Below are 22,573 nucleotides of genomic sequence, written 5' to 3' on the forward strand. Positions count from 1 at the left end.
TCGCGTCAGGAGGGCTCGGAGACGCGCTGCCACTGCGGGTCCTTGTACAGGACCACCGAGGGGCCCCGCAGGAGCTCGTCGGGGGCCGAGAGCATGACCAGCTCGCCGGCGGCCTCCAGCTCGCGCAGCAGGTCGCGCACGCGGGGCCCGACCGGGAGGCGGCCGACCGGCAGGCCGAGGGCCATGCGGGTGGCGTCCGCGACCTCGGACAGCCTGAACGGGCCGGTGAAGCCGTCGACCAGGCCGCGCACGAGCCCGAGCGTGATCACCTGCTCGGCCTCGCTGTGCGCGAGCTCCCACACGAGCTGGACATTGCGCCGGCCCGTGGCGGCACAGGCCGCGCAGCGCCGTACGAAGCCGGGCACGACCTCGTCGTCGGCCGACCCGAGGCACGCCGTGCACTGGTTGGTCTCGGTGGCGTGCAGCTCGGCGGCCACCCGGGTGGGCAGCGGGATGCCGCACTCGCAGCGGAACGTGCGGAACGCGCCTCCCTGGACCAGGGCGAGATCGTCGGCGTTCTCGGGGATCTCGCCCCACTGCGTGGTGATCGTGTGCGTGGCCATCGCCAGTGACTCTACCGACAACCCGGCGCCTCAGGCGTAGGCGGCGACGACCCCGGTCACGACCAGCGCGAGCGACGCGACGGCGACCACCAGGCCGAAGACTCCCACGGTCCTGCGCCCCCGCCTGACGCCCAGCGCGAACATCACCGAGTACGGCAGCCCCGCGTACACCAGCGGGGTTAGACCGATCAGGGCGAACTGCGCCAGCACCCCGGCGGTGCCCGTGCGGACCACGTGGTCGGTCTCCACGTCGAGCCGTCCGCGGAAGGACTGGCCCACCTCGGACTCGGGCGCCGCGCGCACGACTTTCGTGCGCAGGGAGTCGTCGTCGGGGACGAACCTGCCCCTGCAGTCGTAGCGGCCCTCGCCGAGGGCCTGGCACGAGACGACGGTGAGCCGGCCGGGCGCCCCGGCCCTGCCCAGGGCCAGCTCCAGATCTCGGGCAGAGAACAGCACGGGCACGAGCCCGAGGATCACCCAGCAGACGAAGAGGATGTACATGCCCATGAGGCCGGGGGTGCGGCCCCTTCCCATCGCCCAGCCGGACGTCGTCGGATGCGTCATGGCACGATCCTCCCGGCCTCCTCTTGGATCCGGCTTGCCGCGGACTGGGGAGCCGGGCGCCCCCTTTGTCCATTGACAAGTCTCGTCCGGCGGGATTAGCGTCCGGGGCAGTCGAGTAAAAACGTTTTTACCGCTGTCCCCCCGGCGATCCCGCGTCGCGCGGCGCGAGAGGAGATCTTCATGAGCACGGAGCCGACCCGCATCGCGCCGCCTGGTGCCAAGGTGGGCCTGGTCGCCGGAGGCCTCGGAGCCTACTGGCCGCAGTTCCCCGAGCTGCTTCCCCAGCTGACCCGGTCCGCCGAGCGGGTGTCCGAGCGCATGCGGGCCCTCGGCTGCGAGGTCGTGGACGCCGGCTTCATCTCCGACGCCCAAGAGGGCGCGGTCGCCGCCGAGCGGCTGCGCGAGGCCGGGTGCGACATCATCGTCGGCTTCCTCACCACGTACATGACCGCGACCATGCTCCTGCCGGTGGCGCAGCGCAGCGGGGCCCCCGTGCTGCTGATCAACCTCCAGCCCACCGAGTCCATGGACCACGCGGCCTTCGACACCGGCCAGTGGCTGGCGTACTGCGGGGCGTGCCCGCTGCCCGAGATGGCCAACACCTTCATCCGCGCCGGCATCCCCTTCCGCTCGGTCTCCGGTTACCTCGAAGACGAGCGGGCCTGGGCCAAGATCGGGCGCTGGGTGCGTGCGGCGGGGGTGCGGGCGGCGCTCCGGCGCGGGCGCCACGGCCTGATGGGCCATCTGTACCCCGGCATGCTGGACGTCGCCACCGACCTCACGCTGGTGCCGGTCAACCTCGGCGGCCACGTCGAGGTGCTGGAGTTCGACGACCTGCGCGTGCGGGTCGAGAAGGTCGCCGACTCCGAGGTCAAGGAGCGCATGGACCTCGCGAGGGACATCTTCGAGCTGGCCGAGTCGGTCGACGAGGACGACTTCGCCTGGGCCGCCCGGGTGTCGGTGGGGCTCGACCGCCTGGTCGACGACTTCGCCCTCGACAGCCTGGCCTACTACCACCGGGGCCTCGACGGAGAGATCCACGAGCGGCTCGGCGCGGGCATGATCCTCGGAGCCTCGCTGCTCACCGCCCGGGGCGTCCCCGCCGCCGGCGAGTACGAGCTGCGCACCTCGCTGGCCATGCTGATCATGGATCGCCTGGGCGGGGGCGGGTCGTTCACGGAGTTCCAGGCGCTCGACTTCACGCGCGGCCACGTCGAGATGGGCCACGACGGCCCGGCCCACCTCGCCATCAGCTCGAAGCGCCCGCTGCTGCGCGGCCTCGGCGTCTACCACGGCAAGCGGGGCTTCGGGGTGTCGGTGGAGTTCGACGTCACCCCGGGCCCGGTCACCGCATTCGGCCTCCGGCACGGGCCCGACGGGCGGTTCGCGTTCGTCGTCTCCGAGGGCGAGGTGGTCGACGGGCCGCACCTCCAGATCGGCAACACCACCTCGCGGGTGGACTTCGGCTGCGACCCCGGCGAGTGGACCGACGCCTGGAGCGCCACCGGCATCTCCCACCACTGGGCTCTCGGCACCGGCCACCGCACGGCCGACCTGCGCGCCCTGGCCGACCTCATGGGCATCGAGCTGGTCGAGGTGCGTCCATGACCCGCCCGGCGCCGGCCCCGCCGGGCCGTGGTCCGTCGGGCGTGGGGCCTTCTGGCCGTGGTCCGTCGGGCGTGGGGCCTTCTGGCCGTGGTCCGTCCGGCGCGGGGCCTTCCGATCGTGAGCCGTCCGGCGTGGGGCCCTCTGGCCGTGAGCCGTCCGCCGTGGGTCCGCCGGGCCGTGAGCCGTACGGCGGGCCGGGCGGGAACCGCCGCCGCTTCCGTGAATGGCCGCCTTTACCTGGCGGCATGATTTCATTGATTCCATGGCGAACCCGGCAATTCTGACCGTCGACGACGATCCGGCCGTCTCACGGTCGGTGGCCCGAGATGTCCGGCGCCGTTACGGTGACCGCTACCGTGTCGTGCGCGCCGACTCCGGAGCGGCGGCTCTGGACGCGCTCCGCGAGATCAAGCTGCGTGGTGAGCAGGTCGCCGTGCTGCTGGCCGACTACCGGATGCCGCAGATGAACGGCATCCAGTTCCTCGAGGCCGCGATGGACATCTTCCCGCGAGCCCGCCGCGTCCTGCTGACCGCGTACGCCGACACCGACGCGGCCATCGACGCGATCAACATCGTCGACCTCGACCACTACCTGCTGAAGCCCTGGAACCCGCCGGAGGAGAAGCTCTACCCGGTGGTCGACTCGATGCTCGACGCCTGGCTCGCCGCGCCGGACGAGACGATCACCGAGACCCGCGTCGTCGGGCACCGCTGGTCGGCCCCCTCGTTCGCGGTGCGCGACTTCCTCGCCCGCAACCTCGTGCCGTACCGCTGGATGCTGGCCGACGAGGCCGAAGGCGGCCGGCTGCTGTCGGCGGCGGGCCTCACCGTGGACGACGTCCCGCTGGTGGTCACCCCGGACGGCACGTCCCTGGTCAAGCCCAGCGAGACCGACCTCGCCGCGCACGTCGGGCTGACCACCACCCCGGCCGAGGACTTCTACGATCTGGTCGTCGTCGGCGCGGGCCCCGCGGGCCTCGGCGCCGCGGTGTACGGCGCGTCGGAGGGGCTGCGCACCGTGCTGCTCGAACAGCGCGCGACCGGCGGGCAGGCCGGGCAGAGCAGCCGCATCGAGAACTACCTCGGCTTCCCCGACGGGGTGTCGGGCGCGCAGCTGACCGACCGCGCCCGCAGGCAGGCGCTGCGGTTCGGCGCCGAGATCCTCACCACCCGTGAGGTCGTCGCCCTGGAGTCCGGGGGGTCGACCAGGCTGCTGCGCTTCGGCGACGGCACGGTCATCGCCGCCCACACGGTCGTGCTGGCCACCGGGGTCTCCTACCGCATGCTGGATGCGCCCGGCCTCGCCGAGCTGACCGGCCGGGGCGTCTTCTACGGCTCGGCGGCCACCGAGGCCCCGAGCTGCGCGGGGCAGGAGATCTACATCGTCGGAGGGGCCAACTCCGCCGGGCAGGCGGCGGTGCACTTCTCCCGTTACGCCCGGCGCGTGCACATCCTCATCCGGGCCGGGGACCTCCGGCGGTCGATGTCGCAGTATCTGATCGACCAGATCCAGGAGATCGACAACATCGAGGTCCACCCGCACAGCCAGGTGGTGTCCGCCGAGGGCGACGACCACCTCGAACGCCTGTCGCTGTGCGACCCGCGCTCCGGGCAGGTCCGCACGGTCGACACCTCGTGGCTGTTCATCTTCATCGGGGCCGAGCCGCGCACCGAGTGGCTCGACAAGGCGATCGTCCGCGACCAGCGCGGGTTCGTGCTCACCGGCCCTGACCTGCTCGCCGACGGCCAGCGCCCGCCGGGGTGGTCGCTTCCCCGCGATCCCTACCATCTGGAGTCCAGCATGCCGGGCGTCTTCGCCGCGGGCGACGTGCGGGCCGACTCGGTCAAGCGTGTAGCGTCCGCCGTGGGCGAGGGTGCGATGGCCGTCTCGCTGATCCACCGTTACCTGGAGGCCCAATGACCGAGCCGGCCGACGCCGCCGGGCGCGGTGACGCGGGCGGCGATCGCCTGACCGCCGACGAGCTGCGCACCCTGTTCCTGTTCGAGTCGCTCGACGACTCGCAGCTCACGAGGTTCGTCGAGCACGGCCGGGTCGAGCGCTGGCGCGGGGGCACCACGGTCTACCAGGAGGGCGAGCCGGCCACCTGCTTCTACCAGCTGCTCAGCGGCACGATCGCGATGACCCGGCGCATCCAGGGCGACGAGGTCGAGGTCATCCGCACCGAGCAGCGGGGCGTGTACGCCGGCGCCATGCAGGCCTACCTCGGCGACGAGATCGGCCAGAACTACTCCAGCAGCCTGCACGCGATCAGTGACGTCGAGCTGTTCACGCTGCCCGCGACGACCCTGGCCAAGTCGCTGCGCGAGTGGTTCCCGATGGCGACGCACCTGCTGGAGGGCATGTTCTTCGGCATGCGCGCCAACCAGACGATCGTCGCCGAGCGAGAGCGGCTGCTCGCGCTCGGCTCGCTGTCGGCCGGGCTGACCCACGAGCTGAACAACCCCGCCGCGGCGGCCGTGCGGGCCACCGCCGTGCTGCGCGAGCGGGTCGCCGGCATGCGCCACAAGCTCGCCATGATCGCTGACGGGCGGCTGGACGGCAGCAGGCTGCACGACCTCGTCGAGCTGCAGGAGGACGCCGTCAAGCGGGCCGCGAGCGCCCCGCCCATGTCGGCGATGGCCACCGCCGACGCCGAGGACGAGCTCGGCGACTGGCTCGACGACCACGACGTCACCGGCGGGTGGGAGCTCGCGCCCACGCTGGTGGCCGGCGGCATCGACGTGCGGTGGTTGGAGCAGATCACCGGCGCCGTGGGCGGGGAGAACCTCGAGGCCGCCGTGCGCTGGCTCACCTACACCATCGAGACCGAGCTGCTGATGGGGGAGATCGACGACGCCGTCACCCGGGTCTCCACGCTGGTCTCGGCCGCCAAGCAGTACTCCCAGCTCGACCGGGCCCCGTACCAGACCGTCGACGTGCACGACCTGCTCGACGCCACGCTGACGATGATGCAGGCGAAGACGCCCGAGGGGGTGCGCACGGTCAAGGAGTACGACCGCACGGTGCCGCCGGTCCCCGCGTACGCCGCCGAGCTGAACCAGGTGTGGACCAACCTGATCGACAACGCCTTCGCGGCGATGCGTCCCGAGGGCGGCACCCTCACCCTGCGCACCGGGCACGACGCCGACCGCGTCTTCGTCGAGATCGCCGACACCGGGCCGGGCATTCCCGCCGAGATCCGGCCGCGCATCTTCGAGCCGTTCTTCACCACCAAGGCGGTCGGTGAGGGCACGGGGCTCGGGCTGGACATCTCCTATCGGATCATCGTCAACAAGCACCACGGGGACATCCGGGTGCAGTCCTCGCCGGGGGACACCCGGTTCCGGGTGCTCCTGCCGATCACACCCGGCTAGGTCCACGACCTGAGCGCACTGCTCAGGCCGGGTCCGGTCCGCCGAGAACCTCCGATCTGAGCCGGGGGAAGACCTTGGCGACCTTGGCGGTCAGGTAGTCGCCGTAGGTTCCGGTGAAGGCGCGCAGGTCCTGGCCGTCCCAGCGGGGACGGCCGCCCGCTTCGTACGGCAGCGCCGGCAGCGGCGGCACCTCGGAGTCCCAGCCGGGGTCGAAGAAGAACGGGAACGACAGGCGGCTCCGCCCGCTGAGGTTGCGCACCCGGTGGGGCGTCGACCTGTAGTGCGAGCCGGTCAGCTTGTCCAGCATGTCGCCGATGTTGCACACGAACGTGCCCGGGATCGGCGGCGCGTCGATCCAGCCCTTCCCGCCGTGCACCTGCAGGCCGCCGTTGCCGTCCTGCAGGAGGAGGGTCAGCAGGCCGTAGTCGGTGTGCTCGCCCACCCCCCAGCCGTCCGCGTCCGGCGGGGCGGGCGGGTAGTGAAATATCCGGAAAAGGATGGTGGGATCGGCGGTGTAGCCGGTGGCGAAGTAGTCCTCCGCCAGCCCAAGGCTCAGGGCGATCCCGCGCATCACGCCCTGGGCGACCCCGGTGAGCGCGCCGAGGTACGCCCGCACGGCACCGGCCAGCTCGGGCACCTCCGCGGGGAACAGGTTGCGGCCGTGCAGCGGGCGCGGGTCGTCCGCCGCCGACTCGGCGCCGAAGTAGAGCCCTTCCTTCAGGTCCGGCCGTCCCGAGGTGAGCTCCGCGCCGACGGGGAAGAACCCGCGCCACGCCCGTCCGCCCTTCTCCATCGAGATCTCCATCTTGCGTTCGAGCGGCAGCGCGAAGAAGCGGCGCGCGGCGGAGTCCAGCTCCCGCGGCAGCCGGTCCGGCACGCCGTGCCCCGTGACGTAGAAGAACCCGCTCTCCCGGCAGGCGCTCCCGATCTCCGCCGCGACCTCCGCCCGCTCGGCGGACGTACCGCCCCACTCAGCACGAGCACCGGCCGTGCCGGGTGCCGTTTCCCGGCCCATCAGAGCCGTCACGTCGATGACGGGCAGTGCCTCGCTCACGCCGACCTCCTCCGTGCCCCGCCCTCGCGGGCGCCGTATCCCGCGATCCTCCCCGCGAAGGGGTGACGCCAAGAGTCCGATGGGTCGTTCGCTGGATAATCCGTCACGGACCTAATTGTTATGCTGGCGGGCATGACCGCCATGGCGCCCGCCCGCACGCAGCCGGACCTGTCGTTCCTGCTCGACCACACCAGCCACGTCCTGCGCACCCGCATGTCGGCGGCGCTCGCCGAGATCGGGCTCACGGCGCGCATGCACTGCGTGCTGGTCCACGCCCTTGAGGAGGAGCGCACCCAGATCCAGCTCGCCGAGCTCGGCGACATGGACAAGACCACGATGGTGGTGACGGTCGACGCCCTTGAGGAGGCCGGCCTCGCCGAGCGCCGTCCCTCGGGAAAGGACCGGCGGGCCCGCATCATCGCGGTCACCGAGGAAGGCGCCCGGGTGGCCGAGCGGAGCCAGGAGATCGTCGACCGCGTCCACGAGGAGGCCCTGGAGGCGCTTTCCGAGCAGGAGCGAGAGGTCTTCCTGCGCGCCATGAACCGCCTGGTCACCGGGCATCTCGCCACCCCGATGGAGACCCCCCAGGCGGTCCGGCGGGCACGCCGCCCGGCGAAGTAGATCCACCGCCGCGTCCAGCCCCCGGTGACGCTCCCGACGCCGGCCACGTGGAGACACGACCGCGGGCGGCGGGCGTCACTCGATGGTGAACCCGCTGAACAGCAGCACGGCCAGCCCGAGCGCGACCAGCACGTTGACGACCGTCGCGCTCGCGAAGACCGCCACAGGACGCCAGCCGGCCTCGCGCAGCGCGGAGACGCGGAACTCCAGCCCGATGCTCACGAACGCCAGGATCAGGAACCACACCCGCAGGTCGTTGGCGACGCCGATCACCGCCTTGCCCTCGGCGGCGCCCACGGTGGTGAGGTACCACGTCGCGATCACCGAGGCCGCGACGAACCCCAGCACGAACTTGGGGAAGCGCCGCCACAGCTCGCCGGCGCCCGGGCGGGCGGCGTCGGGCCTGCGCTCGACGCGGAACGCGAACCAGGCGGTCAGCAGGACCACCACCACGCCGATCAGGGCGTTCTGGGTGACCTTCACGATGGTCGCCACGGCCAGGGCGTGCTCGCCGACGATCGTCCCGGCGGCGGTCACGGCGGCGGTGGTGTCGATGTTGCCGCCGATCCAGGCCCCCGCCACCTCCGGGCTCAACCCGAGCGCCGACGCCGCGGCCGGGAGGATGAATATGGACGGGAGGGCGAAGGCGATCACCAGGCTGGCGCTGTAGGCGAGTTGCTCCTTCTTCGCCTGCACGGCGCCCGCCGCGGCGATCGCCGCGCTGACCCCGCAGATCGACACGGCCGCCGACAGCAGCGCGCGGAGCTTGTCGTCCAGGCCGAACCTGCCGCCGAGCCACCAGGTGAACAGGAACACCGTGGTGATGAGGACGATGCCCTGGACGATCGCCGGTCCGGCGGCGGTCACGATGACCTTGAGGTTGATCGAGGCGCCGAGCAGGACCAGGCCGGTCTTGATGAAGAACTCGGTACGGAAGCCTCCGGCCAGCCGGTCCCTGAGCCCGGTGGCGGTGAGGACGGCGTTGCCGAGCAGCCCGATGGCCACGGCGTAGACGGGGTACTCGATCGCCTTGGCGAGGTCCGATCCCTCGAACCACGAGGCGACGTTCTTGTCCAGGTAGCGCGTGACCGCGCCGAGGACCAGGACGAGGAGGACGCCGAGGGCGGTCCACCACCACGCGGGCGTGGTCCTGGTGGCCGTCTCGGGAGGCGCGGTGATCTCATCGGCGCTCATCAGGGCACCAGCCCCGTCGGTATGACGCCGATGATGATCAGGACGAGCAGGACGAGGCCGAGTATCGTCGCCGCCCAGTCCTCGTTCAGCGTGCGGCCGCCGCCGCTCGCGGGAGTTTCCGGCTCACTCATGGGAGTGCCTTTCCATGGCCGGTCGCGGCCATCTGGGCACGGGCGGGGACACCCCCGGGCCCCCGCCCGTACTGATGGAGGATCGTCACGCCCTGATCCTGCGGCCATATCCCTATAAATTCAATAGGGATTGCATGAATTCCTAGAAGGGCAGCGAAGGCAGCCGCTCGGCGTACAACCAGGAGGCGAAGAACTCGTCGAGGGAGCCGGGGGCGAAACGGCTCGCGAGGCGGACGAACCGGTCGGTGGTGACGGCGCCGTGCTGGTAGGTGGCCGTCCACTCCCGCAGCAGGGCGAAGAACACGTCGTCGCCGAGCGCGCGCCGCAGGGCGTGCACGGTGAGCGCGCCACGCTTGTAGACCCGGTCGTCGAACAGCCGCCGCGCGCCCGGGTCGGCCAGCGTGAAGTCCTGCGGCAGCCGCGCGAGCCTGCGGTGCCAGCGCTCGGCCAGGGCGTCGGCGGTCTCGTCTCCCGAGGCCTCCGACCACAGCCACTCGGCGTACGCGGCGAACCCCTCGTGCAGCCAGATCTCGCGCCAGCACTCCAGCGTCAGGCTGTTGCCGAACCACTGGTGCGCCAGCTCGTGGGCGACCAGGCGCTCCTCGCCGCGCCGGCCGTCCACGTGGTTCCTGCCGAAGATCGACATCCCCTGCGCCTCGACCGGGATCTCCATCTCGTCGTCGACCACCACCACCGTGTAGGACGGGAACGGGTAGGGGCCGAAGCACTCGGTGAACAGGGCGGTCATCCGCTCCTGCCGGGCGAAGTCGTGACTCACCCGCGAGGCGAGCCGGGCGGGGTAGAGCAGCCGCTGCGGCACGGGGCCGGGCACCTCGGTCGCCTGGTACCGCCCGATCTGCACGCTCGCCAGGTACGTCGCCATCGGTTCCGCCTGCTCGTACACCCAGGTGGTGGTGGACGCGGCGCGGCGCCTCGCGGTCAGGCGGCCGTTGGCGACCACCTCGTACGGGGAGGCCGTGGTGACCGAGAACCGATAGGTGGCCTTGTCGCCCGGCTGGTCGTTGCAGGGGAACCACGACGGCGCCCCGGTCGGCTGGCTCGCGACGATCACGCCGTCGGTGAGCTGCTCCCAGCCCAGCCCGCCCCACCGGCTCGGCACCGGGCGCGGGTTGCCCCCGTACCGGATCTCCGCGACGAACAGCGTGCCCTCGTGCAGCGTGCGCGCCGGGGTGACGCGCAGCTTGCCGCCGCTGTGGGAGAAGCGGGCCGGCGCGCCGTCGACGAACACCCCGGTGACGCGGAGCGCGTCCAGGTCGAGCGTGAACGAGCTCAGCGCCCGCGTCGCGAACGCCGAGAGCGTGGCGGTGGCGCGGAGCCGGTTGGCGCCGACGCGGTAGTCCAGGGACAGGTCGTAGTGCTCGACCCAGTAGCCGTCGTTACCCCGTTCCGGAAAGTAGGAGTGGCGAGAGGAGCTTGGTGCCACGCTCACGAGCGGTCATGCCTTCCGGATCATCTCGACGAAGGAGAGGACCACGCCGCGATCGGGTTACCGAACCAGCGGGTCCGCGGAGGCACGGACTCGCCGCGCATCACGAGGGACGCGGGCCCGACCGTGGTGTTCTCCCCGACTGTCGCCGCGGGAAGAACGACTCCGTGCGGGCCGAGTGTCGCTCCGTCCCGCAGTATGACCTTATCGATACTCATGACCCGGTCGTGGAAGAGGTGGGTCTGCAGCACGCAGCCGCGGTTCACGCTGACGCCGTCGCCGAGCTCGACGAGGTCGGCCTCCGGCAGCCAGTAGGTGTCGCACCAGACGCCCCGGCCGACGCGCGACCCGAGCGAGCGCAGCCACAGGTTGAGGGGAGCGGTGCCGAGCCACGCCTCGGCGAACCACGGCGCGGCGAGCACCTCGACGAAGTTGTCGGCCAGCTCGTTGCGCCAGACGAACGAGCTCCACAGCGGGCGGTTCCCCGGGGCGATCCTGCCGAGGAGCGCCCACTTGGCCGCCGTCGTGATCGTGGCGGCCAGCATTCCCGCCCCAGCCAGGACGACGCCGACCAGCAGCGCCGCGACCGCGAAGCCGTAGGACGCCGCGAAGAACTCCAGCGTCGCCGCGACCAGCACGGCGAGCGCCACGGTGAGCATGGCGGGGACGATCCGGCAGATCTCCACGGCGGCGCGCGCGGCCTTGAGCCGGCGCGGCGGGTCGTAGGTGCGGCTGCGGTCGCCGCCCTCGGCCGTCCTGCGCAGCTCGACGGGCGGCAGGCCGAGGTAGGACGAGCCGGCCTTGGCCTTCTTCGGGGTGGCCGACAGCACGCCCACCAGGCCGTCCTTCGGCACCTTGCGGCCCGGGGCGGTCATGCCCGAGTTGCCGAGGAAGGCGCGCTTGCCGATGCGCACCTGGTCGACCCGCAGGCTGCCGTTGACCAGCTCGTACGGGGCGACCATCGTGTCGTCGGCGAGGAACGCGCCGTCGCCGACGGTGGTCATCGTGGGCAGGGCGAGCACGGTCGACAGCTCCACGTCGCGGCCGACCTTCATCCCGAGGGCGCGCAGCCACGCGGGGGTCAGGATGCTCGCGTACAGCGGGAACAGCCAGACGCGGGCCGCCGCCATCAGGCGGCCGGTCGCCCACGCCTGCCACGCCGGGCGGCTGTGCACCGGGTGCTGGCCGGGGTGCAGGCCCATGCCGAGCAGCCGCACGCAGACCAGGACGATCAGCGCGAAGGCGGCCAGCGAGGTCACCGTCGCCGGCGCCACGCCGTAGAGGGCGGCGGGCAGCGCCTCGCCGAGCGTCGCGGCGCCGCGGACGAACACCTCGAGCACGATCAGGCCGCACAGGGCCGCGACCACCGGGATCAGGCTGAGGAACATCGCCGACAGGCCGTACGCCACCTCCCAGCCCCTGGAGCGCGGGGGCCTCGCGGACGGCCTGAACCGCCGCGCCTTGCCCTGCCTGGCGGCGGGCGCGCCCGCCCAGCGCTCACCAGAGGGCACCGAGCCCGCGACCACGGCGCCCGGAGCCACCTGGGCGTTCTTGCCGACGCGCGCGCCGGGGAGCAGGGTGGCGCGGGCGCCGACGGTGGCGGCGGCGCCGATGCGGATCTCGCCGACGTGCAGCAGGTCGCCGTCCAGCCAGTAGCCGTGCAGGTCGACCTCGGGCTCGACGGCGGCGTTCTTCCCGAGCCTGAGCATCCCGGTCACCGGCGGCAGCGTGTGCAGGTCGGTGTCCTCGCCGATCTGGGCGCCGAGGGCACGCGCGTACCTGGCGATCCACGGCGCGCCGGAGAGCTGCCCCACGCCGAGCTGGAAGGCGAACTGCTCGGCGAACCACAGCCGCAGGTGCGTGCCCCCGCCACGGGGGTGGACGCCGGGCGTGAGGCCGCGCAGCAGCACGCGTGCGACGCCGGCCGCGACGCCGATGCGCCCCCACGGCGAGACGAACAGCAGCCAGCCGGCCAGCACCCACCACCACGACACCGCCGGGGCCCAGGCGAAGGAGACGAGGTTGTTCAGCGTGGCGAGGCCGATGATCCAGCGCATGCCGCCGACGGTGAGCAGCGGCACCATGAGGGCCGCCTGCGCGACGGCGGCGCGGCGCGGCACCGGTGCGACGGTGCGGTTCACCGCCGCGACCTCGGGGGTGTCCATCGCGGTGAGGCGCGCCGCGAGCGCCCCCAGCGTGGGGTTCTCGTAGACGTCGTTGACCGAGGCGCCCGGGTAGCGGGTGCGCAGGGCCGACACCAGCCTGGCCACGGCGAGGCTCGTGCCGCCCTGGGCGAAGAAGTCGGCGTCGCGGTCGCCGGCGTCCGCGCCGAGGATCTCCGACCACTGCCGTGCCACCCAGCCCTCGGTGCCGGTCAGCGCGGCCGCGGACCCCGAGCCGGGGTCCGCGCCGCCGGCCAGCGGCCAGGGGAGGGCGTCGCGGTCGATCTTCCCGGACGTGCGCGTCGGCAGCGCGTCGACGAGCGCGATGCGGGGGACCAGCGCGGCGGGCAGCGCCTCGGCCAGCCGGTCGCGGGCGGTCGCCTGGTCGAAGTCCTCGCCGGGCACGACGTAGCCGACCAGGAGCTGGTGCCCCGAGCCGGTCGTACGGACCGCCGCGGCGGCTCCGGCCACCCCGGGAAGCGACTGGAGCGCGGCGTCGACCTCTCCTAGCTCGATGCGCCGCCCGCCGAGCTTGATCTGCTCGTCCGCCCGGCCGGCGAAGACCAGGCCCTGCGGCTCCGCCAGCACCAGGTCGCCGCTGCGGTAGGCGCGCTCCCACCCGAGGGACGGCAGCGGGGCGTACTTCTCGCGGTCCTTGCCGGGGTCGAGGTACCGGGCCAGGCCCACTCCGCCGATGACCAGCTGGCCGGTCTCGCCCATGGCGACGGGCTCGCCGCTCTCGTTCACGACGGCGAGGTCCCAGCCGTCGAGGGGCAGGCCGATGCGGATCCGCCCCTGGCCGGGCAGCGGGGCCGCGCACGCGACGACGGTGGCCTCGGTGGGGCCGTAGGTGTTCCACACCTCACGCCCCGGCACGGCCAGCCGCTCGGCCAGCTCGGGCGGGCACGCCTCCCCGCCGAAGATCAGCAGGCGCACGTCGTCCAGGGTCTCCACCGGCCACAGCGCGGCCAGCGTCGGCACGGTGGACACGATGGTGATGCCCCTGTCGGTCAGCCAGGGGCCGAGGTCCATGCCGGTCCGCACGAGCGCGCGGGGCGCGGCGACCAGGCAGGCGCCGTGCCGCCACGCCAGCCACATCTCCTCGCAGGAGGCGTCGAAGGCCACGGAAAGCCCCGCCAGGACACGGTCCCCGGGGCCGATCGGCTCCTCGGGCAGGAACAGGCGGGCCTCGGCGTCCACGAAGGCCGCCGCGCTGCGATGGGTGACGGCCACGCCCTTCGGCCTGCCGGTCGAGCCGGACGTGAAGATGATCCACGCGTCGTCGTCCAGGCCGGGAGGCACCTGGCGTCCGGTGCCGGCGGGGTCGCTCTGGGTGATCGGGCGTGCGGCGCCGGCGGGGGAGGAGTCGCGCGGGGTGATCGAGCGTGCGGCGCCGGCGGGGGAGGGGTCGCGCGGGGTGATCGAGCGGCCCTCGCCGACGACCGCGCGGACGCCCGCCTCGGACAGGACCAGCTCGGCCCGTTCCTCGGGATCGTCGGCGTCCACCGGGACGTACGCCGCGCCGGCCGTCAGCACGCCGAGGATCGCCACATAGAGGTCGACCGTGCCCGACGGCACCCGGACCCCCACGCGGTCGCCCGGCCCCACTCCCGCCTGGCCGAGCCGCTCGGCCAGGAGCCGCGCCTCGGCGCTCAGGCCTTCGTAGTCCAGGCTGGTCAGCCCGTCGTCGAGCGCCGGTCGGCGGGGGTGCAGGCGGGTGGTCTCGGCGAGGATGTCCAGCAGCGTCCGGGGAGCCGGAGCCGCGTCCCCCGACAGGAAGACGGCCCGCGGCGCGATACTTGCCGGGGGCGCCATGATCGCCGGGGTCGTGTGGCCGGGTGAGCGGTCGTACGGGCCCTCGGGCCTTTCGTGCGTCGTGGGGTCCGCGGTCTCGTCGGTGGCGCCGTCCAGTGAACGGCTCGGCTCGGTATCGGCCACGAATGGACGCAAGTTCTCTCCCCTGAGTGCCCGGACGATGGTCTGGGTCTTCGTCGTGGCCCCAGGAGATCCCGCCGTCACGCGGATCGCCATGCTTCGGTTCCGAAACGGCCCGACGTGCCGTGGGCATCGTAAGATCCTAACCCTTGCCGCGTTCCGGCCTATTCCTGGCTACTTTGCGTACACCTCCGGGCCACCCGCCGGACGCCCGTGCCGTGCCTCCGTTCGATCACTCGCCGCGCCGGGCGCGGGCGCGTCGCTTGCCCTCGTGCATCGCCTGTACGCGGGCCACCGGGATGGTGTGCCCTTCCTCGATCAGGTCGGCGGGCAGCCGCTGCGGCCCGGGCATCTGCTCGGCCCAGGGATCGCGGTCGCCGAGCAGCCCCGCCGCGGTGCGGATGGTGAAGTCGGACGGTGTCACCCGGTCGAGGTCGTCCCAGGACACGGGGAAGGAGACCGGCGCGTCCGGCCGGACGCGCGGGCTGTAGGCGGCGACCACCGTCGCCCCGCCGGCCCGGGTGGAGTCGAGGAACACCTTGCCCTCGCGGTCCTCGCGGATGAACGCCGTGGTGCCGAGCGCCGGGTCGACGCGCTCGGCGCGGGCGGCCAGCGCGCGGGTGGCCGCGGCGAGGTCCTCGGCCGGGATGCCCTCCTCCACGGGGACGAACACGTGCAGGCCCTTGGCGCCGCTGGTCTTCACCGCGCCCGCCAGCCCCGCGTCGTCCAGGGCCTGGCGCACCAGGCGCGCGGCCCCCACGGCCAGCGGGAAGGCGTTCTCCTCCGGCGGGTCGAGGTCGAGCACGAGATGGGTGGCGTGGTCCCCCCGGTACAGCGCCGGGTGGTACTCCACCGCCCGCTGGTTGGCGAACCACAGCAGCGTGCGGCGGTCGTCGCACAGCGCGTAGGACACCTCCCGGTGCGAGGTCTCCGCCCAGACCGACATCGTGCGCACCCAGGAGGGGGTGTACTTGGGCACGTTCTTCTGCATGAACGCCGGCTGGCCCGGCCGTATGCGGATCACCGACAGCGCCCGGTCGCGCAGGACCGGGATGATGCGGTCGCGAACCGCGTCGAGGTAGTCGACCAGGTCTCTCTTGGTCGCGTTCGCCCCGTCGAACAGCGGCTGACCGAGATTGGTCAGCGACACTCCGTCCCGCGTCTCATCGCTGGTCACCCGCCCCACGATGCCCACCCGAGGGCGTGAGGTCAACAACGGCCGGGCCCGCACCGGTCACCAGGCGAAGGTGCCGGCTCCAGGTGGGCGAGGTCGAGGTCGACCCACCCGCTCAGCCCGCCGACCGCGTCCAGCAGGAACAGATCGATCGGACGGGGGACTTCCGCGCCCGGCCTCTTTCCGGGAGGCCATGGAAACGGTCATGGAAAAGCAGAATCCCCAGGCCTATGACCTGGGGATTCGGTGGTGGGCGATACTGGGATTGAACCAGTGGCCTCTACCGTGTCAAGGTAGCGCTCTCCCACTGAGCTAATCGCCCGTGCAAAAAAACAAAAAGCAGAGGTGGAGACGGGATTTGAACCCGTGTACGCGGCTTTGCAGGCCGCTGCCTCGCCTCTCGGCCACTCCACCGGGCTAGGCCTCGTCTCCGCAAGGCCTCTCCGAGCGGACGACGGGATTCGAACCCGCGACCCTCACCTTGGCAAGGTGATGCTCTACCAGCTGAGCCACGTCCGCATGATCGGCCGGTGAACACCCGGCCTCACGCAGAGAACTCTAGCGAACTCCGGCCGACTCCCCAAACCGGAGGTCGCCGACCTGCTCGGCGTACCAGGCGATCCCGGCCACGTGCTCGGCGATCTGCCGCAGCGTCCAGTTGGGATCGCGAGGAAGATCCCACGCCGCCTCGCCGGCGGTGGCGTAACGGTGCAGGTAGGACTCCCCGAGCCGCGTCCAGCGCGAGCGGGCCTCCGCGAGGTCCGGCTCGGTGAGCCGCGCCCAGTCGGAGCAGAGGGTCACCGCCCGCCCGTGCCAGTCACCGGGATTGGTGGGCGCCCCCGCGAGCAGCGCCTCGACCTCGGCCAGGTGGTCGATCAGGTGGTCCTGGATGCGTCGCACGGCCTTGCCCGGGGTCCACACGTTCTCGCCGTCGGTCACGATGGGCCGTCCGTCCCAGGCCGGCCAGGTGGCGGCCAGGGCGAGGCACCGGCCGACGGCCTCCACCACGAGCACCGCCGGGTTGCCGTCCAGCGCCGGGCCGGTTCGCGCCGGAGGGTCCACAGGCATCGGGGGAGCCGTCGCGTCGTCGGTCTGGGGAGCAGGAATCACCTGGTCATCGCGCATGCTTCGATCCTGGTCCAAGCATCTTTGGGTTAGCGTCGAAGCATGGATGCGCAACACGTCGCGAGGGACGCCGACATCGCCTCGGTCGCGTCCTTGATCGCCGACTCGACCCGGGCCGCCGTGCTCACCGCGCTGCTGGACGGCCGCGCCCTGGCGGCGGGGGAGCTCGCGAGGCTGGCCGGGGTCAGCCCTGCCACCGCGAGCGCCCACCTGTCGCGCCTGCTGTCCGGCGGGCTGGTGACCGTGGTCAGTCAGGGCCGCCACCGCTACTACCGGCTGTCCGGCCCCGAGGTGGCCGAGATCCTCGAGGTGCTGGCCCGGGTGAGCCCGCGCCCGGCCGTACGGTCCCTGCGCCAGTCCCGGCAGGCGCGGCTGTTGGAGGAGGCGCGCACCTGCTACGACCACCTGGCGGGCCGGGCCGGGGTCGGGCTGCTGGCGGCGATGGTCGAGGCCGGGCACCTCGCGGGCGAGGACGCGTACGAGGTGACGGCGGCGGGGGAGCCGGCCCTGGCGGAGCTGGGGGTCGACGTCGCCGGGGCGCGCGCGTCCCGGCGCAGGTTCGCGCCCGCCTGCCTCGACTGGACCGAGCGCCGTCCCCACCTCGGGGGCGCCCTCGGCGCCGCGATCACCCGGTCGCTCCTGGAGCGCGACTGGTACCGGCACGGGCCGACGAGGCGCGCGCTGGAGCTGACGGACCTCGGCAGGAAGGGGCTGGCCGCGATGTTCCCCGGTAAGGGGCTAACATCCTATACGCCAGTTACCTAAGCGAGAGAGTGACACCATGGGCGACAACGAGGTCGTGTACGTCGGTCCGGAACCACTGAGCTTCGACGACGTCGTGAGGGTCGCCCGGCACGGTGCCGCCGTACGCCTCACCGACGAGGCGGTCACGGCCATGGCCCGCGCCCGCGCCCGCGTGGACGAGCTCGCCGAGAGCCCCACACCGGCCTACGGCGTCTCCACCGGGTTCGGCGCCCTCGCCACCCGGCACATCCACCCCGAGCTCCGCGCCCAGCTCCAGCGTTCCCTCGTACGATCGCACGCCGCCGGGTCCGGCCCCGAGGTCGAGACCGAGGTCGTCCGCGCGATGATGCTCCTCCGCCTGCACACCCTCGCCACCGGGCACACCGGCGTGCGGCCCTCCACCGCCCAGCTCCTCGGGGGGCTGCTCAGCGCCGGGATCACCCCGGTCGTCCACGAGTACGGCAGCCTCGGCTGCTCCGGCGACCTCGCGCCGCTGTCCCACGTCGCCCTCGCCCTCATGGGGGAGGGGCCGGTGCGCGACCGCGACGGCGAGCTGAAGACCGCCCGCGAGGCGATGAAGCCGGCCGGTCTCGAGCCGGTCGAGCTGGCCGCCAAGGAGGGCCTCGCCCTGATCAACGGCACCGACGGCATGCTCGGCATGCTCGTCCTGGCCCTGGACGACCTCGCCGCTCTGCTCAAGACCGCCGACATCAGCGCGGCCATGAGCGTGGAGGCCCTGCTCGGCACCGACCGCGTGTTCGCCCCCGAGCTGCAGGCCCTGCGTCCCCATCCGGGCCAGGCCGCCTCCGCGGCGAACCTGCGGGCGCTGCTGCGCGACTCGGGGATCATGGCCTCGCACCGGGACGACTCGTGCACCCGCGTCCAGGACGCTTACTCGCTGCGCTGCGCCCCCCAGGTGGCGGGCGCCGCCCGTGACACCGCCGACCACGCCGCCACCGTCGCGGGCAGGGAGCTGGCCTCGGCCGTCGACAACCCCGTGGTCCTGGACGACGGCCGCGTGGAGTCCAACGGCAACTTCCACGGCGCGCCGGTCGGCTACGTGCTCGACTTCCTGGCGATCGCCGTGGCCGACGTCGCCTCGATGGCCGAGCGGCGCACCGACCGGATGCTGGACGTCGCCCGCAGCCACGGCCTGCCCGCGTTCCTCGCCGACGACCCGGGCGTCGACTCCGGGCACATGATCGCGCAGTACACCCAGGCGGCGATCGTCTCGGAGCTGAAGCGCCTCGCGGCGCCGGCCAGCGTCGACTCGATCCCCAGCTCGGCGATGCAGGAGGACCACGTCTCCATGGGCTGGTCGGCCGCGCGCAAGCTGCGCCGCTCGCTGGACGGGCTCACCCGGGTGCTCGCCATCGAGATCCTGACCGCCGCCCGCGCCATCGAGCTCCGCCGTCCCCACGAGCCCGCCCCCGCCACCGGCGCCGTGGTCACCGCCCTGCGCCAGGAGATCCCCGGCCCCGGCCCCGACCGCTTCCTCGCCCCCGAGATCGAGTCGGCGGTCCGCCTCGTCGCGGGCGGCACCGTACTGGCCGCCGCCGAGTCGATCACCGGCCCCCTCGCCTGACGGGAGCTGCCAGGCGGACCCGGTACGTGCCGGCCGTCTGGCCGATGTCCGGTCGTGTCCGATTCCTGCAAGACCGGGGTCCCCTGGCCAGGGACGATGGGCTCATGAACATCGATGTCTCCGCGGCGGCGGCCTTCATGGCCGCCCACGCGCGTGTCCTGGACCGCCGCCGCTTCCAGTTGATGATGGGCGAGACCGATCCCACCGCCGCGCTGGCCGCCCTGGACGCCTATCGCAACCCCGACGGGGGATACGGCTGGGGCCTGGAACCCGACCTGCGCTCGCCCGAGAGCCAGCCCGCGACCGCGATGCACGCCTTCGAGGTGCTCGCGGACATCGCTCCGGCGACCGCCCCGCACGCCGCGGCGCTGTGCGACTGGCTGGACTCCGTATCCCTGCCCGACGGGGGCCTGCCCTTCGTCCTGCCCCTCACCGTCACCGCAGGTAACGCCCCCTGGTGGGTGAGCGCCGACCCCTCGGTCTCGTCCCTGCAGATCACCGCCTCGGTGGCGGCCGCCGCGCACCGCGTCGCCGTCCACGACCGTGCCGTCGCCGCCCATCCCTGGCTCGACCGGGCCACCCGCTACTGCCTGGCCGCCGTCGAGGCGATCGGCGAGAAGCCCCACGCGTACGTGCTGGCCTTCGCGGTCGGGTTCCTGGACGCCGCGCACGACACCCACCCCGAAGCGGGGGGCCTCCTTCAGGACCTGTCCCGGCACATCCCGGCTGACGGCCTGGTGCGCGTCGAAGGCGGCACGGAGGAGGAGACGCTCCGCCCGCTGGACTTCGCCCCGTTCCCCGGCCGGCCGGCGCGGGCCCTGTTCAGCCCCGAGGTGATCGGCGCCGACCTGGACCGCCTGGCCGGCACGCAACAGAACGACGGCGGCTGGACCGTCGACTACGCCGAGAACTCGCCCGCGGGAGCCCTCGAATGGCGCGGCCACGTCACCGTGCGCGCTCTCGGCCTGCTGCGGCGCAACGCCAGGATCTGATCCTCGAAACCCAGGACCCCTTCGACGACCACTTCCACCCCTGCCCCATCTGGACCCAGGCCCGCCAGGGCAAACCCCTCATCTAACGCCCGTCATGTGACGGCCGGGCCCGGCGGTGCGGGTGCACCGCCGGGCCGGTGTGGGCCGGTTACTGGACGGCGAAGCGCTGTGCGGCGCTGCCGTTGCAGTCGTAGATCGTCAGGCGGGTGCCGTTCGCGGTGTTGCCGCTTGGGGCGTCGACGCACCGGCCGGACTGCGGGTTCTGGATCGACCCGTTGGACAGTTGCACCCAGTTCTGCGCGCCGCTGGTGTTGCAGTCGTAGAGCTGCAGCGGGGTGCCGTTCGCGGTGCCGCCGGACTGCACGTCCAGGCAGCGGCCGAGGGTGCGCAGCGTCTGCCCGTTCCAGGTCCAGAACTGGTCCTTGGCGTAGGACTGGCAGTCCCACAGCTGGACCGGGGTGTTGTTGACGCCGGTGTCGTCGCCGGCGACGTCGACGCATTTGCCGCCGGGGCCGGCGATGTTCGCTCCGCCGGAGAACGACCAGCGCTGTGCGGCGCTGCCGTTGCAGTCATAGATCTGCAGTCGGGTGCCGTTGCCGCTCGCGCCGCCGGGGGAGTCGAGGCAACGGCCGGACCCGGCGTTCTTGATGGAACCGTCGGACTGCAGCACCCACTGCTGGTTGCCGGCGCCGAAGCAGTCCCAGATCTGCACCTGTGACCCGTTCGCGGTGCCGTTGTTCACGACGTCGAGGCACTTGCCGCCGTTGAACGTGCGCAGGGTGTTCCCGACCATCGTGTAGTGCTGGTCGACGGCGCCGGACTGGCAGTCCCACAGCTGAACCGGCGCGCCGTTGCCGCCCGTGTCGTCGCCCGCGACGTCGACGCACTTGCCACCGGGACCCGTGATCGGCTGCCCGCTGACCGTGCCGCCGCCACCGCCGCCGCCACTCGTACCGAAGTCGCCGATCGTCATGCCGGCCGACGCCGGGTTCGGCTGGTCGACGGTCGGAGCGAAACCGCCGACGTCGTCGTACGAGAAGCCGTACGCCAGGCCGTTGAGCGAGTTGGCGTGAATCGTCTTGCTGAAGAGGTTCGACGCGGACTGCCCGTAGAACTTCGTGGCGTCCGTCGTCGGCTGGGTGTCGGACATGACCCGGCTCGCCGTCGACAGCGTCGCCCGGTTCAGCGCCGCGCACACGCGCGCGCCGACCGCGAGGATCGCCGTCTGGTCCGGCTGGTTCTGCGGTTGCGTGCCACCGGCACACGCGAAGACGTCACTGGTCGTCGGCCGGGTGAGCGTGCCGATGACGTTGCCTGACGCGCCCCTGAAGGTCCAGTTGGTGCCGCTGGTCGTGCCGGTGAAGTTGCCCAGCGACGTCTGCACGGTCAACGTGTGCGTGGCGTAGTACGACCACACGCCGCCGATGTAGGAGTCGAGGTACGTCGAGGGGAACGAGCCCTTCGCGATGGCGTGCACGGGCGCGAGCACGCGCAGCGGGAGGCCGTCGGAGGCGCGCGTCGTGGTCAGGCCCGACCACGGTGACCCCAGCCCGCCGAACCCGTTCAGGATGCCGGTGCGGTTTCCGGCGATGCCCTGCGTCTGGGTGCTGCCGGAGGTGTCGGTGACGCTGACGGTCAGCGGGATGCTGAACATGTCGACCGTCGTGGAGTTGATGAAGATGCCCGTTCCGCCGCTGCTCGCCCGCGCGAATTCCGTCCAGTCGTAGAGCACGTTGGCGTTCGAGTCACTCGCGACCCAGGGCGCGGGCTCGACGAGCCCGTTCGTCGTGAGGAAGAACTGCAGCTTCGCCCCCATCGACAGGTAGACGCGGCCGCCCGACAGGCTCGGCGGCAACGAGATGGTCGTCCTCGCGCCGTTGCCCGGCCCGGGGAGCGAGACGTCCGGCGCCGGGACAGGCCCGTTGGGGGTCGACGGGGGGAAGCTGTACGCGCGCCACGTTCCCGAGGCGTCCACGTAGCCCTGCTGGCCGGCCGAGTTGCGCGCGATGACGTAGATGTACGTCGCGTCGGCGCGGCCGGAGTTGTTCGTCACGGTGAACGGCAACTGCGAGACGGCGGCGCTCGCCGCCTGCTGACCTGCGGCGAAGACGACCGCCTGGGCCAGCAAGACGGCGGCGACCAGACCTCGTCGCCACCGCCTGGACAACACGTGCATACCTGACTCCTCTGGGGGGACCACGCCGGACCGGCGTCCTCGCCGTTCGACGTGATGGGACTGCGTGGAGCGTGGTCAGGACGGGGGCGGTGCCTGCGCACCGCCCCAGCCGTCGGAGGGAAC

General features: G+C 72.5%; 17 protein-coding genes and 3 tRNA genes. 7 read left to right on the forward strand and 13 right to left on the reverse strand.

Going from position 1 to position 22,573, the window contains the following annotated elements; translation table 11 throughout:
* Positions 1-5: 5 nt before the first annotated feature.
* Together ACOZ38_RS15600 and ACOZ38_RS15605 are read right to left on the reverse strand one after the other, a co-directional pair.
* The gene (locus ACOZ38_RS15600; RefSeq protein WP_424531387.1) at positions 6-563 is read right to left on the reverse strand and encodes a hypothetical protein; all 558 of its coding nucleotides are present in this window, start codon (positions 561-563) and stop codon (positions 6-8) included.
* A gap of 30 nt (positions 564-593) precedes the next feature.
* Positions 594-1,127 carry a hypothetical protein gene (locus ACOZ38_RS15605; RefSeq protein ID WP_424531389.1) on the reverse strand — a complete coding sequence of 178 codons (534 nt, stop codon included), beginning with the start codon at positions 1,125-1,127 and terminating at the stop codon, positions 594-596.
* A gap of 180 nt (positions 1,128-1,307) precedes the next feature.
* On the opposite strand from ACOZ38_RS15605, the gene ACOZ38_RS15610 reads away from it, so the two are divergent.
* The 3 genes from ACOZ38_RS15610 (at position 1,308) to ACOZ38_RS15620 (ending at position 6,110) form a co-directional block, all read left to right on the forward strand.
* A complete protein-coding gene (locus tag ACOZ38_RS15610; RefSeq protein ID WP_405147482.1) occupies positions 1,308-2,735 on the forward strand; it encodes an arabinose isomerase in 1,428 nt (475 codons plus the stop codon).
* 262 nt (positions 2,736-2,997) lie between these two features.
* Entirely contained in the window at positions 2,998-4,656 is a 1,659-nt protein-coding gene (locus tag ACOZ38_RS15615) for an FAD-dependent oxidoreductase (RefSeq protein WP_424531390.1), read from the forward strand.
* The gene (locus tag ACOZ38_RS15620; protein ID WP_424531391.1) at positions 4,653-6,110 is read left to right on the forward strand and encodes an ATP-binding protein; all 1,458 of its coding nucleotides are present in this window, start codon (positions 4,653-4,655) and stop codon (positions 6,108-6,110) included. Before ACOZ38_RS15615 ends, ACOZ38_RS15620 begins: the two co-directional genes overlap by 4 nt.
* Positions 6,111-6,132: 22 nt before the next feature.
* On the opposite strand, the gene ACOZ38_RS15625 is transcribed toward ACOZ38_RS15620, so the two are convergent.
* Positions 6,133-7,164 carry an isopenicillin N synthase family dioxygenase gene (locus ACOZ38_RS15625; RefSeq protein ID WP_424531392.1) on the reverse strand — a complete coding sequence of 344 codons (1,032 nt, stop codon included), beginning with the start codon at positions 7,162-7,164 and terminating at the stop codon, positions 6,133-6,135.
* 132 nt (positions 7,165-7,296) lie between these two features.
* Here ACOZ38_RS15625 and ACOZ38_RS15630 point away from each other — a divergent pair, with 132 nt between their 5' ends.
* A complete protein-coding gene (locus ACOZ38_RS15630; protein ID WP_405147489.1) occupies positions 7,297-7,785 on the forward strand; it encodes a MarR family winged helix-turn-helix transcriptional regulator in 489 nt (162 codons plus the stop codon).
* A gap of 75 nt (positions 7,786-7,860) precedes the next feature.
* Here ACOZ38_RS15630 and ACOZ38_RS15635 read toward each other — a convergent pair whose 3' ends face one another.
* The 9 genes from ACOZ38_RS15635 to ACOZ38_RS15675 form a co-directional block, all read right to left on the reverse strand.
* Positions 7,861-8,979: a YeiH family protein gene (locus tag ACOZ38_RS15635; protein ID WP_424531394.1), complete on the reverse strand. Its 1,119-nt coding sequence runs from the start codon at positions 8,977-8,979 to the stop codon at positions 7,861-7,863.
* A complete protein-coding gene (locus tag ACOZ38_RS15640; RefSeq protein WP_405147493.1) occupies positions 8,979-9,110 on the reverse strand; it encodes a hypothetical protein in 132 nt (43 codons plus the stop codon). The genes ACOZ38_RS15635 and ACOZ38_RS15640 overlap by 1 nt, the downstream gene beginning before the upstream one ends.
* 142 nt (positions 9,111-9,252) lie before the next feature.
* Positions 9,253-10,560 carry a M1 family metallopeptidase gene (locus tag ACOZ38_RS15645; RefSeq protein WP_424531396.1) on the reverse strand — a complete coding sequence of 436 codons (1,308 nt, stop codon included), beginning with the start codon at positions 10,558-10,560 and terminating at the stop codon, positions 9,253-9,255.
* A 20-nt stretch (positions 10,561-10,580) separates the two neighbouring features.
* Positions 10,581-14,669 (reverse strand): Pls/PosA family non-ribosomal peptide synthetase, encoded by a 4,089-nt coding sequence (locus ACOZ38_RS15650; protein WP_424531397.1) that lies wholly within the window; start codon positions 14,667-14,669, stop codon positions 10,581-10,583.
* A gap of 217 nt (positions 14,670-14,886) precedes the next feature.
* The gene (locus tag ACOZ38_RS15655) at positions 14,887-15,831 is read right to left on the reverse strand and encodes a DNA polymerase domain-containing protein (RefSeq protein ID WP_424531399.1); all 945 of its coding nucleotides are present in this window, start codon (positions 15,829-15,831) and stop codon (positions 14,887-14,889) included.
* Between the two features lie 244 nt (positions 15,832-16,075).
* Positions 16,076-16,150: transfer RNA gene (locus ACOZ38_RS15660), tRNA-Val, on the reverse strand.
* A gap of 21 nt (positions 16,151-16,171) precedes the next feature.
* Positions 16,172-16,242, reverse strand: a tRNA-Cys gene (locus ACOZ38_RS15665).
* A gap of 32 nt (positions 16,243-16,274) precedes the next feature.
* A tRNA-Gly gene (locus ACOZ38_RS15670) sits at positions 16,275-16,347 on the reverse strand.
* A 39-nt stretch (positions 16,348-16,386) separates the two neighbouring features.
* Positions 16,387-16,953 carry a hypothetical protein gene (locus tag ACOZ38_RS15675; protein WP_424531400.1) on the reverse strand — a complete coding sequence of 189 codons (567 nt, stop codon included), beginning with the start codon at positions 16,951-16,953 and terminating at the stop codon, positions 16,387-16,389.
* 42 nt (positions 16,954-16,995) lie between these two features.
* On the opposite strand from ACOZ38_RS15675, the gene ACOZ38_RS15680 reads away from it, so the two are divergent.
* The 3 genes from ACOZ38_RS15680 to ACOZ38_RS15690 all read left to right on the forward strand — a co-directional run bounded on the left by ACOZ38_RS15680 (position 16,996) and on the right by ACOZ38_RS15690 (position 20,274).
* Entirely contained in the window at positions 16,996-17,718 is a 723-nt protein-coding gene (locus ACOZ38_RS15680) for an ArsR/SmtB family transcription factor (RefSeq protein ID WP_405147502.1), read from the forward strand.
* 16 nt (positions 17,719-17,734) lie between these two features.
* A complete protein-coding gene (gene hutH, locus ACOZ38_RS15685; RefSeq protein ID WP_405147504.1) occupies positions 17,735-19,282 on the forward strand; it encodes a histidine ammonia-lyase in 1,548 nt (515 codons plus the stop codon).
* Between the two features lie 104 nt (positions 19,283-19,386).
* Complete coding sequence (locus tag ACOZ38_RS15690; RefSeq protein ID WP_424531402.1) at positions 19,387-20,274, forward strand: hypothetical protein; 888 nt, start codon at positions 19,387-19,389, stop codon at positions 20,272-20,274.
* 148 nt (positions 20,275-20,422) lie between these two features.
* On the opposite strand, the gene ACOZ38_RS15695 is transcribed toward ACOZ38_RS15690, so the two are convergent.
* A complete protein-coding gene (locus tag ACOZ38_RS15695; RefSeq protein WP_424531404.1) occupies positions 20,423-22,450 on the reverse strand; it encodes a beta-1,3-glucanase family protein in 2,028 nt (675 codons plus the stop codon).
* Positions 22,451-22,573: the final 123 nt, after the last annotated feature.

Source organism: Sphaerisporangium viridialbum, from assembly GCF_049674955.1.
Taxonomy (GTDB): domain Bacteria; phylum Actinomycetota; class Actinomycetes; order Streptosporangiales; family Streptosporangiaceae; genus Sphaerisporangium; species Sphaerisporangium viridialbum.

Coding starts and splice junctions, on each gene's coding strand:
- ACOZ38_RS15600 (WP_424531387.1), bottom strand. CDS start 563: ATGGCCACGCACACGATCACCACGCAGTGGGGCGAGATCCCCGAGAAC.
- ACOZ38_RS15605 (WP_424531389.1), bottom strand. CDS start 1,127: ATGACGCATCCGACGACGTCCGGCTGGGCGATGGGAAGGGGCCGCACC.
- ACOZ38_RS15610 (WP_405147482.1), top strand. CDS start 1,308: ATGAGCACGGAGCCGACCCGCATCGCGCCGCCTGGTGCCAAGGTGGGC.
- ACOZ38_RS15615 (WP_424531390.1), top strand. CDS start 2,998: ATGGCGAACCCGGCAATTCTGACCGTCGACGACGATCCGGCCGTCTCA.
- ACOZ38_RS15620 (WP_424531391.1), top strand. CDS start 4,653: ATGACCGAGCCGGCCGACGCCGCCGGGCGCGGTGACGCGGGCGGCGAT.
- ACOZ38_RS15630 (WP_405147489.1), top strand. CDS start 7,297: ATGACCGCCATGGCGCCCGCCCGCACGCAGCCGGACCTGTCGTTCCTG.
- ACOZ38_RS15635 (WP_424531394.1), bottom strand. CDS start 8,979: ATGAGCGCCGATGAGATCACCGCGCCTCCCGAGACGGCCACCAGGACC.
- ACOZ38_RS15640 (WP_405147493.1), bottom strand. CDS start 9,110: ATGAGTGAGCCGGAAACTCCCGCGAGCGGCGGCGGCCGCACGCTGAAC.
- ACOZ38_RS15675 (WP_424531400.1), bottom strand. CDS start 16,953: ATGCGCGATGACCAGGTGATTCCTGCTCCCCAGACCGACGACGCGACG.
- ACOZ38_RS15680 (WP_405147502.1), top strand. CDS start 16,996: ATGGATGCGCAACACGTCGCGAGGGACGCCGACATCGCCTCGGTCGCG.
- hutH (WP_405147504.1), top strand. CDS start 17,735: ATGGGCGACAACGAGGTCGTGTACGTCGGTCCGGAACCACTGAGCTTC.
- ACOZ38_RS15690 (WP_424531402.1), top strand. CDS start 19,387: ATGAACATCGATGTCTCCGCGGCGGCGGCCTTCATGGCCGCCCACGCG.
- ACOZ38_RS15695 (WP_424531404.1), bottom strand. CDS start 22,450: ATGCACGTGTTGTCCAGGCGGTGGCGACGAGGTCTGGTCGCCGCCGTC.